Here is an 18,762-nt window from a genome sequence, read left to right as displayed (position 1 = left end):
CCGGCCCGCGCTTCGAGGCGCACACCGACCATGAAACCAGCCATCCAGTTCCTACGCGGGCTGCTCGCGACCTGGCTTTGCGTCCACGCCCTGGGGGCGTTCGCAGCCATCGATCCGGCCCTGCTCAAGCCCCTTGGCGGAGACGACCCCGACGCGCGCATCGACGCCGTCAACCAGATTGCCGCGCTGGCCAATGAAGACGCGCTCAAGATCCTCAACGCCTTGAACAGCGACGCGCTCTACGTCACCCCCGCCGGTGACGTGCTCATCGTCGACGACGCGGGCAAGGCGTTCAATCCGGCCAATGACCAGACCGGCCCGGCGCCCGATGACGCCGAAGGCATCACCGTCAACAACCGCCTGCGCGGTGCTGTCGATGGCGCGCTCTCGGGCCTGAAGCTGCTCTCACCGCAGCGCGACCAGCGCCTGGCCGCCGCCGGTGAATTGCTCAAGAATGCCGACCCGGCGCAGATCCCGCTGATCGAAAAAGCGCTCGCCAAGGAAAGCGATCCGCAGATCAAGGACGTGCTGCAGCAGGTGCAAGCCACCGCCAACCTGCATTCGGCCGACCCGGCGGCACGCCGCGCGGCCGTCAAGAAACTGGCCGAGACCACCAATGCCTCGTTGAAGCCGGTGCTGGAAAACATGCTGGCCAAGAATCCCGATGGCTCCTACGTCGAAGCCGATGAAGGCGTGCGTATCGAAGCAGTGCGCACCCTCTCCGCACTGGACCGCCACCTGGCCATCGTCGACTTCGCCGGCAAGCTGTTCTATGGCGTCTCGCTGGGCAGCGTGCTGCTGCTGGCCGCGCTGGGCCTGGCCATCACCTTCGGCCTCATGGGCATCATCAACATGGCCCACGGTGAGCTGCTGATGATCGGTGCCTACACCACCTACGTGTGCCAGCTGGTGTTCCGCAAATTCTTCCCCGGTGCCATCGATGCGTATCTGGTGGTGGCACTGCCGGCCGCCTTCATCGTGGCCGCAGCGGTTGGCATCGCGCTGGAGCGCCTGGTGATCCGCTGGCTCTATGGCCGTCCGCTGGAAACCCTGCTCTGCACCTGGGGCATCAGCCTGATGCTGATGCAAGGTGTGCGCTCCATCTTCGGTGCGCAGAACGTGGAAGTGGCCAACCCGAGCTGGATGTCGGGCGGCGTGACCGTGCTGGGTTCGCTGGTGCTCTCCTACAACCGCATCGTGATCGTGTTCTTCGCGCTCTTCGTGGTGTTCGCGGTGTGGCTGATCCTGAACAAGACGCGCCTGGGCCTGTTCGTGCGCGCCGTCACCCAGAACCGCCGCATGGCCGACTGCGTGGGCGTGTCCACCGGCAAGATCGACATGATGACCTTCGGCCTCGGTTGCGGCATCGCCGGTCTCGGTGGCGTGGCCCTCTCGCAGCTGGGCAACGTCGGTCCCGACCTGGGACAGGGTTACATCGTCGACTCCTTCATGGTGGTGGTGCTGGGTGGCGTGGGCCAGCTGGCCGGGACCGTCATCGCAGCCTTCGGCCTGGGCGAAGTCAACAAATTCCTGGAACCGATGGCCGGTGCCGTGCTGGCCAAGATCGCCATCCTGGTCTTCATCATCGTATTCATCCAGAAGCGTCCGCAAGGCCTCTTCGCACTCAAGGGAAGGAGCGTGGAATGAGCACCATGATCATGCGCCCCTCGCTGTTCAATCGCCCGTCCTGGACCGGCATCGTCATCTGCACCATCGTGCTGGCACTGCTGCCGGTGTGCAACCTGCTGTTCCCCGCAGATAGCGCGCTGCACGTGTCCTCCTACACCGTCGCTTTGGTCGGAAAGTTCATGTGCTATGCCATGGCTGCGCTGGCCCTCGACCTGGTGTGGGGCTACACGGGCATCCTCTCGCTGGGGCATGGCGTTTTCTTCGCACTGGGCGGATACGCCCACGGCATGTACCTGATGCGCGCCATCGGCCGTGACGGCGTGTACCAGAGCAACCTGCCTGACTTCATGGTGTTCCTGAACTGGAAGGCCTATCCCTGGTACTGGTGGATGACCGACCACTTCTGGTTCTCCATGCTGCTGGTGGTGCTGGTGCCGGGTCTGCTGGCCTTCGTGTTCGGTTACTTCGCGTTCCGTTCGCGCATCAAGGGCGTGTATTTCTCCATCATCACGCAAGCGATGACCTTCGCCTTCATGCTGCTGTTCTTCCGCAACGATACCGGCTTCGGCGGCAACAACGGCTTCACCGACTTCAAGCGCATCCTCGGCTTCACCATCACCGCACCGGCCACCAAGGCGGTGCTGTACCTGGTGACGCTGGCGCTGCTGTTCGGTGCCCTGGTCCTGTGCCGCATGATCGTCACCTCCAAGCTGGGCCGCGTGCTGCAGGGCGTGCGCGATTCCGAATCACGCCTCATGTTCATCGGCTACAACCCGCTGTGGTTCAAGCTCTTCGTGTGGACGCTGTCGGCCGTGATCTGCGGTATCGCCGGTGCCCTGTACGTACCACAGGTGGGCATCATCAATCCTTCCGAGATGTCGCCGGCCAACTCCATCGAGATGGTGATCTGGGCGGCCGTCGGTGGCCGTGGCACGCTGATCGGACCGATCATCGGCGCCTTCACGGTCAATGGCTTGAAGAGCTGGTTCACTGCGGCCTTCCCGGACCTGTGGCTGTATGCGCTGGGGCTGATCTTCATCCTGGTCACGCTGTTCCTGCCGCAGGGCATCCTGGGCCTGGTGCAGAAATTCAAGAAACGCGATGCCGCGTCCGCTGAGGGCAGCGCATCCAAGGAGGCCGCATGAGTGCCATCGAACCCGGCAAGAATCCAGTCGCCATCGGCGGCCTGGGCGGCAACGTCGATACGCCCCGCGCCGACCACGGCGCATCCTACGAACGCATCAAACCCGAAGGCGTCGATACCACCCACGGTGCCATCCTCTATCTGGAAAACATCACGGTGTCCTTCGATGGCTTCAAGGCCATCAACAACCTGAACCTGGATATTTCGGTCGGTGAATTGCGCTGCATCATCGGTCCCAACGGTGCGGGCAAGACCACGATGATGGACGTCATCACCGGCAAGACCCGGCCCACGTCCGGCACCGCCTTCTTCGGCCAGACCATCGACCTGACCAAGATGACCGAATACGAGATCGCGCATGCGGGCATCGGCCGCAAGTTCCAGCGCCCGACGGTGTTCGAGCAGCACACCGTGTTCGAAAACCTGGAACTGGCGATGAAGATGGACAAGCGCGTCAAGACCACGCTCTTTGCGCGACTGTCCTCGGAGCAGATCGGCAAGATCGAGGAAATCCTCAAGCTGATCCGCCTGAACGGCCAGGAACATCGCGTGGCCGGCCTGCTCTCGCACGGGCAGAAACAGTGGCTGGAAATCGGCATGCTGTTGATGCAAGAACCGCAATTGCTGTTGCTGGACGAACCGGTGGCCGGCATGTCCGACGCCGAGACCGCCCGCACCGCCGAGCTGTTGAACGAGCTGCGCGGCAAGCATTCCATCATGGTGGTGGAACACGACATGGGCTTCGTCGAAGAGATCGCCCAAGGTGGCAAAGTGACCGTGCTGCATGAAGGATCGGTGCTGGCCGAAGGCAACATGCGCCAGGTGCAATCCAACGAGCGCGTCATCGAAGTCTACCTGGGACGATAAGAGCGGAGACCATCATCCATGCTGCAAGTCAATGAACTGAACCAGTACTACGGCGCGGCGCATACGCTGCGCGGCGTCTCGCTCGATGTGCAGAAGGGCAAAGTCTTGTCCCTTCTGGGCCGCAATGGCGTGGGCAAGACCACGCTCCTGAAATGCCTGATGGGCGTGCTGCCGGTGGCCAAGGGCAACGTCAGCTTCGAAGGCCAGGACATCACCCGTCTCAAGCCGCACCAGCGCGCCAAGCTGGGCATCGCCTACGTGCCGCAGGGACGCGAGATCTTCGCGCGCCTGACGGTGGAAGAAAACATGCTCATGGGCATGGCTACGCTGTCGGGCCGCCGTGCCTCCACCATCAAGGGCGAGGTCTATGAACTCTTCCCGGTGTTGAAGGAAATGCTGCATCGTCGCGGCGGCGATCTTTCCGGCGGCCAGCAGCAGCAGCTGGCCATCGCCCGGGCACTGCTGGCCGAGCCCAAGCTGATCATCCTGGATGAACCGACCGAAGGCATCCAGCCCTCCATCATCAAGGACATCGGCCGCGTCATCAGCCTGCTGCGCCAGCGCGGCGACATCGGCATCCTGCTGTGCGAGCAGTATTTCGACTTCGCCCGCGAACTGGCCGATACCTTCGTGGTGATGTCGCGCGGCGAAGTGGTCGCGGCCGGCACCCAGGATCAGATGGATGGCGAGGACGTGAAGAAGCATCTGGCGGTCTGAGGCCGTCGCACAGGAAGGCTGCGCGTTTGCAGCGGGTCTGCTATAAAGTCGCATGTTCGCGGCCAGGCAGTCCGCTTGCACACGCCGCCTTCCACGCAATGAAGAACCAGGTATGAAACGACTCCCCGGCCATCCGGAACCCGCCAGCATGCCGGCTCCCGCGACACCAGGCGCGCCCCTGCGGCATGCGCCGGACCAGGCACGCCTGGCGTTGGGCTTTGCCGACGACAAGGGCACCACGCGCCTCATGCGCCGCCAGCACTTCGGCCCCCTGCGCGTGCAGAAGCCGCTCTATCCCGAAGATCCCTCCATCTGCCACGCCATCATCGTCCACCCGCCGGGCGGCATCGTCGGTGGCGACCAGCTCTCCATCACCGCCGAGGTGGGCGAGCGCGCCCATGCGCTGCTGACCACGCCCGGTGCGGGCAAGTGGTATCGCGCCAACGGCCAGTCCTCGCGCCAGGCCGTCAGGCTCGACGCAGCAGCCGGGGCCACGCTGGAATGGCTGCCGCAGGAAACCATCTTCTTCGATGGCGCCGACGTGCGCATGGAACATGAAGTGACCCTGGCCGCCGACGCCGCTTACCTGGGCGCGGAAATCCTCTGCTTCGGCCGTACCGCGTCGGGCGAAACCTTCGACACCGGTGCCGTCAGCCAGCGCACCAGCATCCGCCGCGGCGGCAAGCTGGTGTGGTTCGAGCAGGGCCGCCTGCAGGCGGAGGCAGGCGCCATGCAAGGCCCGCTGGCGCTGGACGGGCAGACCATCTGTGGCACCTTGATCGCCGTGGGCGATGGCATGGATGCGGCACTGCTCGGACGGCTGCGCGAGACCATCGGCGCCCTGCAGCTGGAAGGACGCAGCGGTGCCACGCTGATGAAGCAGGTGCTGATCGCGCGCTACATGGGGCCATCCAGCCTGGTGGCGCGGCAGTGGCTGCATGCGGCCTGGCATGTGCTGCGCCCGGCGGTCACCGGCAAGCCGGCGGCCATTCCGCGCATCTGGAATACATGAATACGACGTAAAACGCTGCATCAGGAAAACTGAATCAAGCCTCGCCCTGCGTTATAGAACCTGAAGGCCATCCAACGGCCAGGAGCCAACATGGAACTGACACCAAGAGAAAAAGACAAGCTGCTCATCTTCACCGCTGCCCTGCTGGCCGAGCGCCGCAAGGCCCGTGGCCTCAAGCTCAACTATCCGGAAGCGGTGGCGCTGATCACCGCCGCCATCATGGAAGGCGCGCGCGACGGCAAGACCGTGGCCGAGCTGATGTCCGAGGGGACCACCATCCTGACCCGCGACGATGTCATGGAAGGCGTGCCCGAGATGATCCCCGACATCCAGGTCGAAGCCACCTTCCCCGATGGCAGCAAGCTGGTCACCGTCCACCATCCGATTCCTTGAGGAGCGCGTCATGATTCCAGGCGAAATGCTGGTCGAACCCGGCGACATCGAACTCAATGTCGGCCGCCCCACCGTGACGGTGACGGTGGCCAACAGCGGCGACCGTCCCATCCAGGTCGGCTCCCACTTCCATTTTTATGAGACCAATCCGGCACTGCGCTTCGAACGCGAAGCGGCCTATGGCATGCGCTTGAACATCGCGGCCGGGACGGCGGTGCGCTTCGAGCCCGGACAGGAACGCACGGTGGAACTGGTGGCGCTGGCAGGGGACCGCCGCGTCTACGGCTTCAATGCACTGGTGATGGGCAAGCTGAAGGCCCGGCATGGCAACGACAAGAAGGGGCAAACCAAATGAGCAAGATTTCCCGTTCGGCCTATGCCGAAATGTTCGGCCCCACCGTCGGCGACCGCGTGCGCCTGGCCGATACCGCGCTGTTCCTGGAAGTGGAGAAGGATTACACGGTCTATGGCGAGGAAGTGAAATTCGGCGGCGGCAAGGTGATCCGCGACGGCATGGGCCAGTCGCAGCGCCCCCATGCCGAGGTGATGGATACCGTCATCACCAATGCGCTCATCGTCGATCACTGGGGCATCGTCAAGGCCGACATCGGCATCAAGTCGGGCAAGATCGCCGGCATCGGCAAGGCCGGCAATCCCGACATCCAGCCCGGCGTGACCATGGCCATCGGCGGCGCCACCGAGATCATCGCCGGTGAAGGCATGATCGTCACCGCCGGCGGCATCGACAGCCACATCCACTTCATCTGTCCGCAGCAGATCGAGGAAGCGCTCATGAGCGGCGTCACCACCATGCTGGGCGGCGGCACCGGTCCGGCCGTCGGCACGGCCGCCACCACCTGCACACCCGGTCCCTGGCACATTCACTCCATGCTGGCCGCAGCGGACGCCTTCCCGATGAACCTCGGTTTCCTCGGCAAGGGCAACGTCAGCCTGCCGTTGCCGCTGGAAGAACAGATCCGCGCCGGTGCCATCGGCCTGAAGCTGCACGAGGACTGGGGCTCGACGCCTGCGGCCATCGACAACTGCCTGACGGTGGCCGACCGCATGGATATCCAGGTGGCCATCCACACCGATACGCTCAATGAGGGCGGCTTCCTGGAGCACACGCTGGCGGCCTTCAAGGACCGCACCATCCACACCTTCCACACCGAAGGCGCGGGCGGCGGCCACGCACCGGACATCATCGCGGCCGTGGGTGAGGGCAACGTGCTGCCGTCCTCGACCAATCCGACGCGTCCCTTCACGGTCAATACGCTGGACGAACACCTGGACATGCTGATGGTCTGCCATCACCTGGACCCGGCCATCGCCGAAGACATCGCCTTTGCCGAATCGCGCATCCGCCGCGAGACCATCGCCGCCGAAGACATCCTGCATGACATCGGCGCGATCTCGATGATGTCTTCCGACTCGCAGGCCATGGGCCGCGTGGGCGAAGTCATCCTGCGTACCTGGCAGACCGCGCACAAGATGAAGGTGCAGCGCGGTTCGCTCAAGGAAGATACCTCGCGCAACGACAACTTCCGCATCAAGCGCTACATCGCCAAGTACACCATCAACCCGGCCATCACCCACGGTATCTCGCACGTGGTGGGCTCGCTGGAAGTGGGCAAGATCGCCGACATCGTGCTGTGGAAGCCGGCTTTCTTCGGGGCCAAGCCCTCGATGATCCTGAAGAGCGGGATGATCGCGGCCGCCCAGATGGGTGACCCCAATGCCTCCATCCCGACCCCGCAGCCAGTGCATTACCGGATGATGTTCGGTGCCTATGGCGGTGGCTTGAAGACCTCGATGACCTTCGTCTCGCAGGCGGCCTTCGATGCCGGCATCGGTGAACAGCTCAAACTCAACAAGCCGGTGGTGGCCGTGAAGAACATGCGCAACCTGCGCAAGCGCGACATGATCCACAACGGTGCCACGCCGAAGATGGAAGTCGATTCCGAGACCTATGAAGTGCGCGCCGATGGCGAGCTGCTGGTGTGCGAACCGGCGGTCTCGCTGCCGCTGGCACAACGTTATTTCCTGTTCTGATTTTCATTAGATTTTTTCATGCTCACTCTCAATACCAAGATAGCCCAGGCCGAGCAGATCGACGGCGAACTGGAACTGCCCTATGACCAGCGCGAGAAGAGCCGCCTGCGTGCCACCCTGCGTTCCGGTGAAGACGTGGCGGTGTTCACCGTGCGCGGTACGGTGCTGCGCGATGGCGACCTGCTGCGCGGCGATGATGGCCGCGTGGTCAGGATCATCGCCAAGGCCGAAGCGACCTATCGCGTCGATGCGGCCGATGCGCACCTGCTGCTGCGTTGCGCCTTCCACCTCGGCAATCGTCACACCCAGGCGCATGTGGGCCACGAAGGGGGCGCCGGTTTCCTGCGCATCCGCAAGGACCCGGTGCTGAAGGAAATGCTGGAAGGGCTGGGCGCGCGCGTCTCCGAAGAACTGGCGGCCTTCGAGCCGGAAGCGGGGGCCTATGGCGGCGGTCATCACCATCATGGCGATGACCATCACCACAATCCGCTGGCACCGATTCCGCTGCGCCAGAAAATCCATCGTCCCGGCGACAAGAAGGAAGAGGGCTGACCCCATGCAAGCTGCCGCCTTGCTGCACCTGCTGCAACTGAGCAGCCCGTCCTTGCCGATCGGCGCCTACAGCTATTCGCAAGGGCTGGAGGCGGCCATCGAGTGCGGGCGCGTGGGCAGCGAAGCCACGGCCCGTGCCTGGATAGGCCATGCGCTGCATGAGGTGGTGGCGCGTTTCGAGGCCCCCATCTTTGCGCGGCTGGTAGCGGCCTTCGAAGCCCGTGATGCAGAAAAGGTTACCTTGTGGACCGAACGCTTCATCGCGGCCCGCGATACTTCCGAGTTTCGTGCCGAAACCATTCAGATGGGCTATTCGCTGGGCAAACTGGCGACCGACCTGAAGCTGGGCGATGAGGCCTTGCTGGCCATCCTGCAGGCGCAGCCGGAACTGCCGCTGCCAACCTCGCTGGCCTTTGCTACCGTGGCCCTGCAGGTGCCGCGCGAGGCGGCGGTGCTGGGCATGCTGTTCGCCTGGGCCGAGAACCAGGTGCTGGCCTGCGTGAAGACGGTGCCGCTGGGCCAGGTGGCGGGGCAGCGTATCCTGCTGTCGCTGCAGCCTGAACTGGAAAAGGCCGCGGCCACCGCGCTGACGCTGGAGGATGACGAGCTGTGCAACTGGGCACCGGGCCTGTCGCTGCTGTCGATGCAGCATGAGGTGCAGTACAGCCGCATCTATCGTTCCTGATTATTTATATCGTTTATATCGTTTTCGTTTCAACACGACCAAGAGATCAAGAGACCAACCATGAGCAACTCCACTTCCAATCCGCTGCGCGTGGGCATCGGCGGCCCGGTCGGTTCCGGCAAGACGGCGCTGTGCGAAATGCTGTGCAAGCGCATGCGCGACCATTACGACATGGCCGTCATCACCAATGACATCTACACCAAGGAAGACATGGAAATCCTGCTGCGCGCCGATGCGCTGCCGGCAGAACGCCTGATGGGTGTGGAGACCGGCGGCTGCCCGCACACTGCCATCCGCGAGGATGCCTCCATCAACCTGGAAGCCATTGCCCGCATGAGTGCCGATTTCCCGGACCTGGACCTGATCCTGGTGGAGTCCGGCGGCGACAACCTGGCCGCCACCTTCAGCCCGGAACTGTCGGACCTGACCATCTACGTGATCGACGTGGCCGGCGGCGAAAAGATTCCGCGCAAGGGCGGCCCCGGCATCACCCGCTCGGACCTGCTCATCATCAACAAGACCGACCTGGCTCCCTATGTGGGCGCAAATCTGGATATCATGGCGGCCGATGCCAAGCGCATGCGCGGTGAGCGCCCCTTCGTGTTCACCAACCTGCGCAGTGGCGACGGGGTGGAAAAGGTCATCGAATACATCCGCAAGCAGGGCTTGCTGGACGAGAAGCCGAAGAACTGAACCTGAACCCTGTCACTTCCCCGATTCAAGAATCTGCCGTATCAGCCCAAGGAGAAAACATGTTGACCCTCTCGACCAAGACCCGCGCCCGCCTGGGCGTCCTAGCCGTCACCGCACTGGCGGCCGGCACTGCCCTGGCGCACCCCGGCCATCCGGGTTCCACCATGGATGCCTCGGCCAGCATGGCCGCCGGCTTCGCCCATCCGTTCTCGGGCATCGACCACCTGCTGGCCATGCTGGCCGTGGGCCTGTGGGCGGCACAGAACAAGCAGCGCGCCCTGTGGGTGCTGCCGCTGGCCTTCCCGCTGATGATGGTGGCTGGCGCGCTGCTGGCCTTCGCCGGCCTGCAAGTGCCGGCCGTGGAAACCGGTATCGCCGCTTCGGTGGCCGTGCTGGGCCTGCTGATCGCCTTCGCCGTGCGCCTGCCGCTGTGGGGCAGCACGCTGGTGGTGTCGGTCTTCGCGATGTTCCATGGCTACGCACACGGCGCTGAACTGCCGCACGGCAGCTCGGCCGCCCTGTACGGTGCCGGCTTCATCGCCGCCACCGCACTGCTGCATGCCGCCGGCCTCGGTATCGGCCTGATCGCGGGCAAGCAGATGGCTGACCGCGTGGTGCGCATCGGCGGCGTCGGTATCGCCGCCGTGGGTGCTTACCTGCTGGCTGCCTGAAGCAACTCGCCCGCTTCGGCGGGTGGTTCCTGACCGGAAGACTGGCCGCCGCGCGCGGCCAGCCAGGCGTCCAGCACGGCCTCGCTGCCCTTGGGGAAATGCAGGCCGAGCTTCGAACGCCGCCACAGGATGTCGGCCGCATTGGTGGCCCATTCGTGGCGCAACAAGTAGTCCACCTCGGCGGCATAGAGCCCGCCCAGGATTTCTTCTCCCATCTCTTCCAAGTTCTTTCTTCCTTCCAGCAGCGCGTGCGTGCGGCTGCCATAGGCACGCGCATAGCGTTGCAACAATGCGGCAGGCAGCCAGGGATACTGCTGCTGCAAGCCTTCCACGTAATGACCGAATTGGCGCACCGAGCGATTGGACGGCTGCGCCCCATACAGGTCGCCACCCGGCAGGCAGCCGTGCTCGGTCCACGCGCCGCGCTGGTTGCCCAGCACCGGCGCGATCATGTCAACCGCTTCCTCGGCCAGCTTGCGGAAGGTGGTGATCTTGCCGCCGAAGATGGAGAGCAGCGGGGCGCCTTGCGTGTTCAGGTCGAGCTGGTAGTCGCGCGTGACGGCCGAGGCGTCGGCGGCTGCGTCTTCCAGCAGCGGGCGCACCCCTGAATACGACCACACCACGTCGGCCGGTGTAATGGGCTTCTCGAAATAGCGATTGGCCAGCTGACAGAGATAGGCCGTCTCATCCTCGGAGATGGCCACGTCTTCCACCCGGCCCTGGTACTCGATATCGGTGGTGCCGATGAGCGTGAAGTCCTGCTCGTAGGGAATGGCGAAGACGATGCGGCCATCCGGGTTCTGGAAGATGTAGGCGTGATCGTGTTCGAACAGGCGTGGCACCACGATGTGGCTGCCCTTGACCAGGCGCACCGACTTGCTCGAATGCACGTGGGCCGCACCGCCCAGGAACTGCGCCACCCACGGGCCGGCGGCATTGACCACGCAGCGTGCGCGCACCTGCATGGCATGGCCGTCTTCACGGCGCAGCACCGCTTGCCAGCCGTTGTCCTGGCGCGTGAGCGATTCGCAGCGGGTGCGGGTCATGATGTGCGCGCCTTTTTCGGCGGCATCCATGGCGTTCAACACCACCAGCCGGGCATCATCGACCCAGCCATCGGAATAGACGAAGCCACGCGTGAACTGCGCTTTCAATGGCGCCCCCGAGGCGTGGCGGCGCAGGTCCAGTGCACGCGAGCCCGGCAACAATTCGCGTCGGGCCAGGTGATCGTAGAGGAACATGCCCAAACGGATCAGCCAGGCGGGGCGCTGTCCCTGGTCATGCGGCATCACGAAGCGCAGCGGCCACATGATGTGCGGCGCGCTGCGCAAGAGCACTTCGCGCTCGATCAGCGCCTTGCGCACCAGCCCGAATTCATAATGTTCCAGGTAGCGCAGGCCACCGTGGATGAGCTTGCTGGAGGACGACGACGTATGCTGCGCCAGGTCGTGCTGTTCGCACAGCGCCACCGACAGGCCGCGCCCGGCCGCATCGCGCGCGATGCCCGCGCCGTTGATGCCGCCGCCGACCACCAGCACATCGTATTGCGGAGGATAGGTGATGCCTTCCATGCCACGTGCTTTCATGCTGGCTCCCGGTCAGAGTATGCGCTTGCGGATTTGCGTGACCACCACTTCGGTCACGATCACGATGGCGAAAATGGAAACCAGCACCGTCGCCACGCGCGGCCACTGGAACAGGTTCAACGCGGTATCGAGCACCATGCCCACGCCACCGGCACCGACGATGCCCAGCACGGCGGATTCACGCACGTTGATGTCCCAGCGCAGCAGCACGATGGACATGAAGGCGGGCTTCAATTGCGGCCAGTAGCCATACCAGATCTCGGAGAACTTGCTCGCGCCCGACGCCTGCAGCGCCTCGATGGGGCCGCGCGGCATCTGCTCGATGGTCTCGCCGGCCATCTTGCCGACGAAGCCGATCGAGCGGAAAGCGATGGCCAGCGTACCCGCCAGCGGACCGGGTCCGAAGATGGCCAGGAACAGCAGCGCCCACACCAGCGAATTGACCGAGCGGCTGGCCACCAGCACGATGCGGGCGAACAGGTTCAGGCCGCGATGGCGGGTCAGGTTGGGCGCCACCAGCAGGCCAAAGGGAATGGCCAGCACGATGGAGAGCAGGGTACCGAGCGTAGCGATGTGCAGGGTCTCGATCAGTCCGGCCTGGACGTCGCTGCTGAAGTAGGCCCAGTCGATGGGCCACATGCGGGCGAGCATGTCGCTCATCTGCTCGGGTGCATCGTAGAGGAACTCGGGGATGATCTCGATGTAGCGCAGCGATTGCACCACGGCCAGGGCGATGACCAGCCACACGGTGAAACGCAGGATGCGCTGCAGGGGCGTATGGCGCTGCCATTCGCGCTCGGCCGGGTTGAGCGCGGCAGCGGGGCGGGGGAGGACGGTATCAGACATTGAAGACCTTCTTGACCGAATTGGCCAGCAATTCGCCGACGACGATGATGGTGATGATGGTGACCAGGATGGTGAGCACGAAGTCGTAATCGAAGCGCTGGAAGGCGGAGAACAGCACGCCGCCCACACCGCCCGCACCGACGATGCCGACCATGGTCGAGTTGCGCAGGTTGGAGTCGAGCTGGTAGGTCGAGAAACCGACGAAGCGCGACATCACCTGAGGCAGCACGCCGAAGAGGATCACGTTCATGAAGGAGGCACCGGTGGCGCGGATGGCTTCGACCTGTTTGATGGAGATCTCTTCAATGGCTTCGGCAAAGAGCTTGCCGATGAAGCCGATGGACGCCACGATCAGCGCCAGCACGCCGGCCAGCGCACCAAAGCCCACGGCCTTGACGAACAGGATGGCCACGATCACCGGATGCAGCGAGCGGCACACCGACACCAGCGCGCGTGCAGGCCAGGAGATCCAGGAGGGCATCAGGTTGCGTGCGCCCATCAAGCCGATAGGCAGCGAGAACAGGATGCCAAACAGCGACGCCAGCACGGCAATCTGCAGCGTCTCCTTGATGCCGCCCCAGAGGATGTCGCCCTTGGAGAGATCGGGCGGAAACATGCGGCCCAGGAACTTGGCGCCATTGCCGAGGCCCGAAGAGAAACGCTCCCACGAGAAACCCAGTTGCGTGGCTGCGTAGATCGCATACAGGGCGATCAGCCAGATCACCACGCGGGTGGCCAGTTGCGGCTTGAAGGCCAGGCTCACGCGGGGCGTGGAGGAAGTGGAGGAGGTCGTCATGCCAGCCAGTCCTCGCCGCCGTAGATCTGTTTGAGGAAGTCATCCGACAGGTTCTCTGCATTGCCGTCGTAGACCACGTGGCCGCCGGACATGCCGATGATGCGGTCGGCATAGCGCTTGGCCAGTTCCACGTCGTGGATGTTGACGATGACCGGGATCTTCTGGGCGCGGCCCTGTTCCTTGAGCAGCGAGATGATCTCGAAGGAGGTCTTGGGGTCCAGCGAGGAAGTCGGTTCATCGGCCAGCAGCAGGCGCGGGCGCTGCATCAGGGCACGGGCAATGCCCACGCGCTGGCGCTGGCCGCCGGAGAGCGCGTCAGCCCGCTGGTTGGCGAAGTTGCCCAGGCCCACGGTATCTAGCAATTCAAACGCGTGCGCGATGTCTTCCTTGGCGAAGTTGCGGCGCCAGGCGGTGAAGGCATTGACGTAACCCAGTCTTCCGCACAACAGGTTCTCCATCACGGAAAGGCGTTCCACCAGGTTGTATTCCTGGAACACCATGCCGATGTGGCGGCGCTGTTCGCGCAGGGCGCGGCCGCGCAGTTCGGCCAGGTTCACGCGCTTGCCTTCGCCCTCGAACCAGATCGCGCCACGGCTGGGATCGACCAGGCGGTTGATGCAGCGGATCAGGGTGGACTTGCCGGTGCCGGAAGGGCCGATGATGGCGATCAGGCCGGCGTCGCCAATCTTCAGGTCGATGCCTTTGAGGATGGGATGACCGGGCTTGTATTCCTTGACCAGGCCCTGGATTTCGATGGCGTGTGACATGGGAGACGCTTTCTCTGGTGATGTTTCTGGTGGTGCGCGGCGGACTGCGGGATGCGAGGGGCCGCAGCCCCTGCCGATGGGCAGGGGCCGTGTTGCTTGTGCTGGATGGAATCGTCTTGCGGCATCCGGACCGGAGGTCACGGATGCCTTTCGGTGATGCTTACTTCTTGCCGGCGTTCTGCTTGTCGTAGGCGGCGCGGTTGAAGGACTCACCGGCGGACTGGGCGACGAAGCGCACCATCTCGAAGTCCTTCTTGTAGTTGATCGGGTAGAAGCGATCGGAACCGGCGAAGGCCTTCTTGAGCTCATCGGTGAAGCGATAGTCGTAGAAGCACTTGAGCATCTTGTCGCGGAAGTTCGGCTCCAGGTCATGCGCATAGGCGAAGTCCTGGGTCGGGAATTTCTCGCTGTGCCAGATGACGCGGAAGTTCTCGGCCTTGATGACGCCACGCTCCACCATGCGGTCAAACACGTCGGAGGCCACGGCGGCAGCATCGTAGTCACCCGAGTTCACGCCCAGGATGGACTGGTCATGCTTGCCGGAGAAGATGACCTTGTAGTCCTTGTCCGGGGTCACGCCCAGCTTGGGGAACAAGGCCATCGGGGCCATGTGGCCGGAGTTCGACGAGGGCGCGGTGTGGGCGACCTTCTTGCCCTTGAGGTCGGTCATCTTCTGGATCGGGCTGTCCTTGCGCACGATCACGTTGAGGGTATAACCCTGATAACCCTTGGCGTCACCGATGACGGCAAACGGCACGGCACCGGCGATGTTGACGGCGAAGTTGGTCGGTCCCGGCGAGAAGCCGCCGACGTGCAGGCGGCCCGAGCGCATGGCTTCGATCTCAGCGGCGTTGGATTGCACCTGGAAGAAGACCACCTTCTTGGCGGTACATTGCGACAGGTAGTCGGTGAAGGGCTTGAAGATCTTGTCGTAGACGGCTGGGTCTTCCACCGGGGTGAAGGTGAAGACCAGGGTATTGGGGTTCTTCAGCTTCTTGGGATCGGTGGGGGTGTCGGCGGTCAGGTCGTGATTGGCGTCGCAGTATTGCTGGTCGAGGTCGCCGCGATTGCTGCAGGTGTCCTGGGCGAAGGCGATGGCCGGAGCGGCCAGGGCGAGTGCCAACAGGGTCTTGATCAGACGTGGGGTCATGCTGTCTCCTGGAGATGGTTTTGGTCTTGGTGCCGGTCGCGACGGCGGTGTTGATCGGTGCGTGGCCGGCGATGTGCGGGAGTGTAGGCGAGGGAGGCGGCTTTTGCCATGGGGCGAGGCCGCCGAGGAGGGGGTTTCCTGTCAGCTGCCTTTCCAGCGGCTTTCAATCTGCTTTCAAAGCGTGGGGAGACGGGACTCGCGCCCTGGGTGGATTGGCGGTATAAAGGCGGCTGCACAACGATAACGACACGGGAGATCATGCATATCCTGCTGGTAGAGGATGACATCGACATGTCGCGCGCCCTGGTACGCGCGCTGGAACGGCGCGGCTTCCAGGTCACGCATTGCGGCGATGGCATCAGTGCGCTCTCGCACATCAAGGATGGGATCGGCGACCTGGTGGTGCTTGATCTCAATATTCCCGGACTGGACGGGCTGCACCTGCTGCAGCGCATACGCTCGCAGGACATCGGTACCCCGGTGATCGTGCTGACCGCGCGCGGCGCGGTGGGCGATCGCGTGGTGGGCCTCAATGCCGGTGCCGATGATTACCTGGCCAAGCCCTTTGATCTGGATGAGCTCGATGCCCGCATCCGTGCGCTGCTGCGGCGGCGTACCAATGCCGATGACGGTGGGCAGCGCTGCGGGCGCTTGCGCTTTGATCGGGCATCGGGGGCTTTCTATTGTGACGATGAGCCGCTGGAGTTGACGCCGCGCGAGCATACGCTGTTGAAGGCATTGATCGCCAAGCCCGGACATGCGGTGACCAAGGAGAAATTGTTCAGGCTGGTTTTCCCGATGGAGGAGAACACGCAGCTCGAAGCCATCGAAGTGGTGGTGCATCGGGTGCGCAAGAAACTCATGGAGACCGGTGCCGAGATCATGACACTGCGCGGGCTGGGGTATCTGCTGCGGGATCGGCAGCAGCAGGGTGGCGAGGGCTGAGGACGTGGCACATCTGTTTTCGCGGCGGCGCTCGGTACGTGCCTATCTGCTGGCGTGGATCATTTCACCGATTGCGCTGTTCATCGTCATCGATTCCTTCTCGCTTTATCGCAATACGCTGGAGTCGGTCAACACCGCTTATGACCGCATGCTGATTGCCTCGGTGCATTCGATTGGCGATCTGCTGCGCATCGAGAATGGCGAGCTCAAGGCTTCGCTGCCTTATGCGGCGCTGGAAATTTATGAGGCCGATTATTCGAGCCGCATGATTTACCGCATCAACGGCCTGGACGGCAAGTTCTTCGAGGGGGATCAGGATCTGCCTTCCTACAAGGGGAAGGCGGACAAGGAGGCCATCTATCCGGCCCTGGCGCATATCTACGAAGATACCTATAACGGCGTGCCGGTCAGGGTGGCAGCGCTGTTCCAGCCGGTGGTGACCAATGATCCGCGCGGCGCGGCACTGGTGCAGGTGGCCGAGACGATGGAGAACCGCAGTGCACTGGCGCGCAAGATTTTCTGGGAGACGCTGATCCGTCAGGCGGCCTTGCTGGTGGTGATCGTGTCGGTGACCTTGTATGTGGTGCGACGTGCGCTGCAACCGGTGGATGCCTTGCGGCGGCAGCTTGATGAGCGGCCGGCGGATGATCTCTCGCCCGTGGCGCCGCCGATGGCACCGCGTGAATTGCAGCCGTTCATCGATGCCTTGAATCAGTTGATGGCGCGCTTGCGACGGCTGCTGGATCACCAGCAACGTTTCGTGGCCAATGCCTCGCATCAGTTGCGTACGCCATTGGCCGTGCTGAAAACGCAGCTGCAGTCAGGTTTGCGGGGTGATGCGCCGGCACCGGTGATCTGGCAGGAGATGTCGGGTACCGTCGAGCGGGCCACGACGCTGGCCAATCAATTGTTGTCCCTGGCCAAGGTCGAGCAGATACGCGGTCGCGGTGCGCAGGAGGTGTGTGACCTGGGCATGCTGGCGCGCGAGACGGCCGTGGATCTGTCGCCGCTGATTGCGGAGAAGGATCTGGACTTCGAGCTGGAGGGGGAGAAGATACTCGTGATGGGTCATCCGTGGATGATCGGGGAGCTGATTTCCAATCTGCTGCATAACGCGATCCGGCATACGCCTGTGCATGGGAAGCTGGGCATTCGCATCAGTGCTCGGGAAGATGTGGCGGAGCTGCTGATCTGGGATAGCGGAGAGGGGATCGATGACCAGGCGATGGAGAATGTGTTCAAGGCGTTTTCTTCCAATGTCTCTTCAGCCGGGGGGTTGGGGCTGACCATCTGCGGGGAGATTGTCGATTCGATGCAGGCGACCATCAGCTTGCGCAATCGGATCAGCAAGGAGGGGGCGGTTGAAGGCTTGAATGCGCTGGTGCATTTCAGATCTGTTGCGGGGTGAGCGTTGAGTCGCAGGAATGTGGAGGGTGTGGAAAACTTAGTTTTTTGTCGGCCTCGTTCGTCATTCAGCACAGCATGGGATGGCCACCTCGAATGCCTGTGTATAAGATTTTGTACACTGTTTCCACTTAGTTCAGGCTGTGGACAAAGTAGCTTGCGTCGCATCCGTGGCGGAATTGGGGATAAGTTGATTGGCTTCCCGCGAAGATGCTGTCATCACTCATTTGTTAGAAAAGCCGGCTTTGCCGGCTTTTCTTTTGGTGTTGGGTTTTGTCTCGAATACTCCAGGAAACTTGGAAAATGATCCATTACCTTGTTCTGCAACGGAATGACGTTGACTTGAGAAGCGCAAGACGTGACTCAGCAGGATCGCTGTGGACAATTCATCCACGGCCAGTGAAGAGGAGTTGGCCCTGTGGAAAACATAAGCTGGCTTTCCTGTTGCTGCCCTGTGGAAAAGACAAACCGCGCCCGGTGTTGGGTGGTTCAGAGGTGATATGAAGAAGGAGGGTAGGACGGCCCGATATGCGGACGATGCGCAGAGAACGCCTGTGGAAAAGATGAAGCAAGTCGCCGTTTTGTCAGTGCGGCGGACAGAACCGGAGTTTCGCCAAGCCATCTGCATCAACGGCCTGGCGCGTTTCATGGCTTTCTGACCGAGAAGACAGCATCGGCAGCTCTGGCCACACCGGAATTTGCTTCGCCTGCCGACCAAATGAAAACGGAGCGCACAAAGCAAAAACCCTCGCTACTTGCGTAACGAGGGTTCTTGGGAGTAACAAGCCTGACGATGACCTACTTTCACACTGGTTGCAGCACTATCATCGGCGCGAAGTCGTTTCACGGTCCT

At 63.1% G+C, this 18,762-nt stretch carries 20 protein-coding genes; 14 read left to right on the top strand and 6 right to left on the bottom strand.

All coding sequences use genetic code 11. The annotated features are described in order from the left end of the window. Positions 1-30: 30 nt before the first annotated feature. From urtB to JOD78_RS21530, 12 genes are all read left to right on the top strand, one after another. A complete protein-coding gene (urtB, locus tag JOD78_RS21585; RefSeq protein ID WP_121041323.1) occupies positions 31-1,647 on the top strand; it encodes an urea ABC transporter permease subunit UrtB in 1,617 nt (538 codons plus the stop codon). Beyond that, positions 1,644-2,774: an urea ABC transporter permease subunit UrtC gene (urtC, locus tag JOD78_RS21580; protein ID WP_121041325.1), complete on the top strand. Its 1,131-nt coding sequence runs from the start codon at positions 1,644-1,646 to the stop codon at positions 2,772-2,774. Before urtB ends, urtC begins: the two co-directional genes overlap by 4 nt. Further along, entirely contained in the window at positions 2,771-3,640 is an 870-nt protein-coding gene (urtD, locus tag JOD78_RS21575) for an urea ABC transporter ATP-binding protein UrtD (protein WP_121041327.1), read from the top strand. The genes urtC and urtD overlap by 4 nt, the downstream gene beginning before the upstream one ends. 18 nt (positions 3,641-3,658) lie before the next feature. Continuing rightward, positions 3,659-4,357 (top strand): urea ABC transporter ATP-binding subunit UrtE, encoded by a 699-nt coding sequence (gene urtE / locus JOD78_RS21570; protein ID WP_008333719.1) that lies wholly within the window; start codon positions 3,659-3,661, stop codon positions 4,355-4,357. 148 nt (positions 4,358-4,505) lie between these two features. After that, positions 4,506-5,369: an urease accessory protein UreD gene (locus JOD78_RS21565; protein ID WP_134134256.1), complete on the top strand. Its 864-nt coding sequence runs from the start codon at positions 4,506-4,508 to the stop codon at positions 5,367-5,369. 90 nt (positions 5,370-5,459) lie between these two features. Beyond that, on the top strand, positions 5,460-5,762 hold the full coding sequence (locus JOD78_RS21560; protein WP_008333723.1) for an urease subunit gamma: 303 nt from the start codon (positions 5,460-5,462) through the stop codon (positions 5,760-5,762). Between the two features lie 10 nt (positions 5,763-5,772). Then, complete coding sequence (locus JOD78_RS21555) at positions 5,773-6,117, top strand: urease subunit beta (protein WP_204726746.1); 345 nt, start codon at positions 5,773-5,775, stop codon at positions 6,115-6,117. After that, positions 6,114-7,814: an urease subunit alpha gene (gene ureC / locus JOD78_RS21550; RefSeq protein WP_121041331.1), complete on the top strand. Its 1,701-nt coding sequence runs from the start codon at positions 6,114-6,116 to the stop codon at positions 7,812-7,814. Before JOD78_RS21555 ends, ureC begins: the two co-directional genes overlap by 4 nt. An 18-nt stretch (positions 7,815-7,832) precedes the next feature. Next, entirely contained in the window at positions 7,833-8,366 is a 534-nt protein-coding gene (gene ureE / locus JOD78_RS21545) for an urease accessory protein UreE (RefSeq protein ID WP_204726745.1), read from the top strand. A gap of 4 nt (positions 8,367-8,370) precedes the next feature. Further along, a complete protein-coding gene (locus JOD78_RS21540; protein WP_121041335.1) occupies positions 8,371-9,051 on the top strand; it encodes an urease accessory UreF family protein in 681 nt (226 codons plus the stop codon). A 60-nt stretch (positions 9,052-9,111) separates the two neighbouring features. Beyond that, entirely contained in the window at positions 9,112-9,744 is a 633-nt protein-coding gene (ureG, locus tag JOD78_RS21535; RefSeq protein ID WP_013236640.1) for an urease accessory protein UreG, read from the top strand. A gap of 59 nt (positions 9,745-9,803) precedes the next feature. Next, positions 9,804-10,415, top strand: coding sequence for a HupE/UreJ family protein (locus JOD78_RS21530; protein WP_034339842.1), 612 nt, complete (start codon positions 9,804-9,806; stop codon positions 10,413-10,415). Here the strand turns inward: JOD78_RS21530 and glpD are convergent. From glpD to phnD, 5 genes are all read right to left on the bottom strand, one after another. Next, positions 10,397-12,001, bottom strand: coding sequence for a glycerol-3-phosphate dehydrogenase (gene glpD, locus JOD78_RS21525; protein WP_209569618.1), 1,605 nt, complete (start codon positions 11,999-12,001; stop codon positions 10,397-10,399). The two genes, JOD78_RS21530 and glpD, sit on opposite strands and share 19 nt — an antisense overlap. 12 nt (positions 12,002-12,013) lie before the next feature. Continuing rightward, a complete protein-coding gene (phnE, locus tag JOD78_RS21520; protein WP_034339830.1) occupies positions 12,014-12,847 on the bottom strand; it encodes a phosphonate ABC transporter, permease protein PhnE in 834 nt (277 codons plus the stop codon). Next, entirely contained in the window at positions 12,840-13,643 is an 804-nt protein-coding gene (phnE, locus tag JOD78_RS21515) for a phosphonate ABC transporter, permease protein PhnE (RefSeq protein WP_121041338.1), read from the bottom strand. Before phnE (JOD78_RS21515) ends, phnE (JOD78_RS21520) begins: the two co-directional genes overlap by 8 nt. Next, on the bottom strand, positions 13,640-14,410 hold the full coding sequence (gene phnC, locus JOD78_RS21510) for a phosphonate ABC transporter ATP-binding protein (RefSeq protein WP_013236645.1): 771 nt from the start codon (positions 14,408-14,410) through the stop codon (positions 13,640-13,642). Before phnC ends, phnE (JOD78_RS21515) begins: the two co-directional genes overlap by 4 nt. A gap of 160 nt (positions 14,411-14,570) precedes the next feature. Beyond that, positions 14,571-15,560 carry a phosphate/phosphite/phosphonate ABC transporter substrate-binding protein gene (gene phnD / locus JOD78_RS21505; RefSeq protein WP_088755403.1) on the bottom strand — a complete coding sequence of 330 codons (990 nt, stop codon included), beginning with the start codon at positions 15,558-15,560 and terminating at the stop codon, positions 14,571-14,573. 258 nt (positions 15,561-15,818) lie between these two features. Between phnD and JOD78_RS21500 the strand changes: the two genes are divergently transcribed. After that, positions 15,819-16,505 (top strand): response regulator transcription factor, encoded by a 687-nt coding sequence (locus JOD78_RS21500; protein WP_088755402.1) that lies wholly within the window; start codon positions 15,819-15,821, stop codon positions 16,503-16,505. A 4-nt stretch (positions 16,506-16,509) separates the two neighbouring features. Continuing rightward, positions 16,510-17,913 carry a sensor histidine kinase gene (locus JOD78_RS21495; protein WP_121041342.1) on the top strand — a complete coding sequence of 468 codons (1,404 nt, stop codon included), beginning with the start codon at positions 16,510-16,512 and terminating at the stop codon, positions 17,911-17,913. 219 nt (positions 17,914-18,132) lie between these two features. On the opposite strand, the gene JOD78_RS21490 is transcribed toward JOD78_RS21495, so the two are convergent. Then, complete coding sequence (locus JOD78_RS21490) at positions 18,133-18,558, bottom strand: hypothetical protein (protein ID WP_204726744.1); 426 nt, start codon at positions 18,556-18,558, stop codon at positions 18,133-18,135. Positions 18,559-18,762 lie beyond the last annotated feature (204 nt).

It is taken from the genome of Herbaspirillum sp. 1130, from assembly GCF_017833835.1.
GTDB lineage: Bacteria > Pseudomonadota > Gammaproteobacteria > Burkholderiales > Burkholderiaceae_D > Herbaspirillum > Herbaspirillum huttiense.
This window is presented reverse-complemented; position numbering and strand designations above follow the sequence as displayed.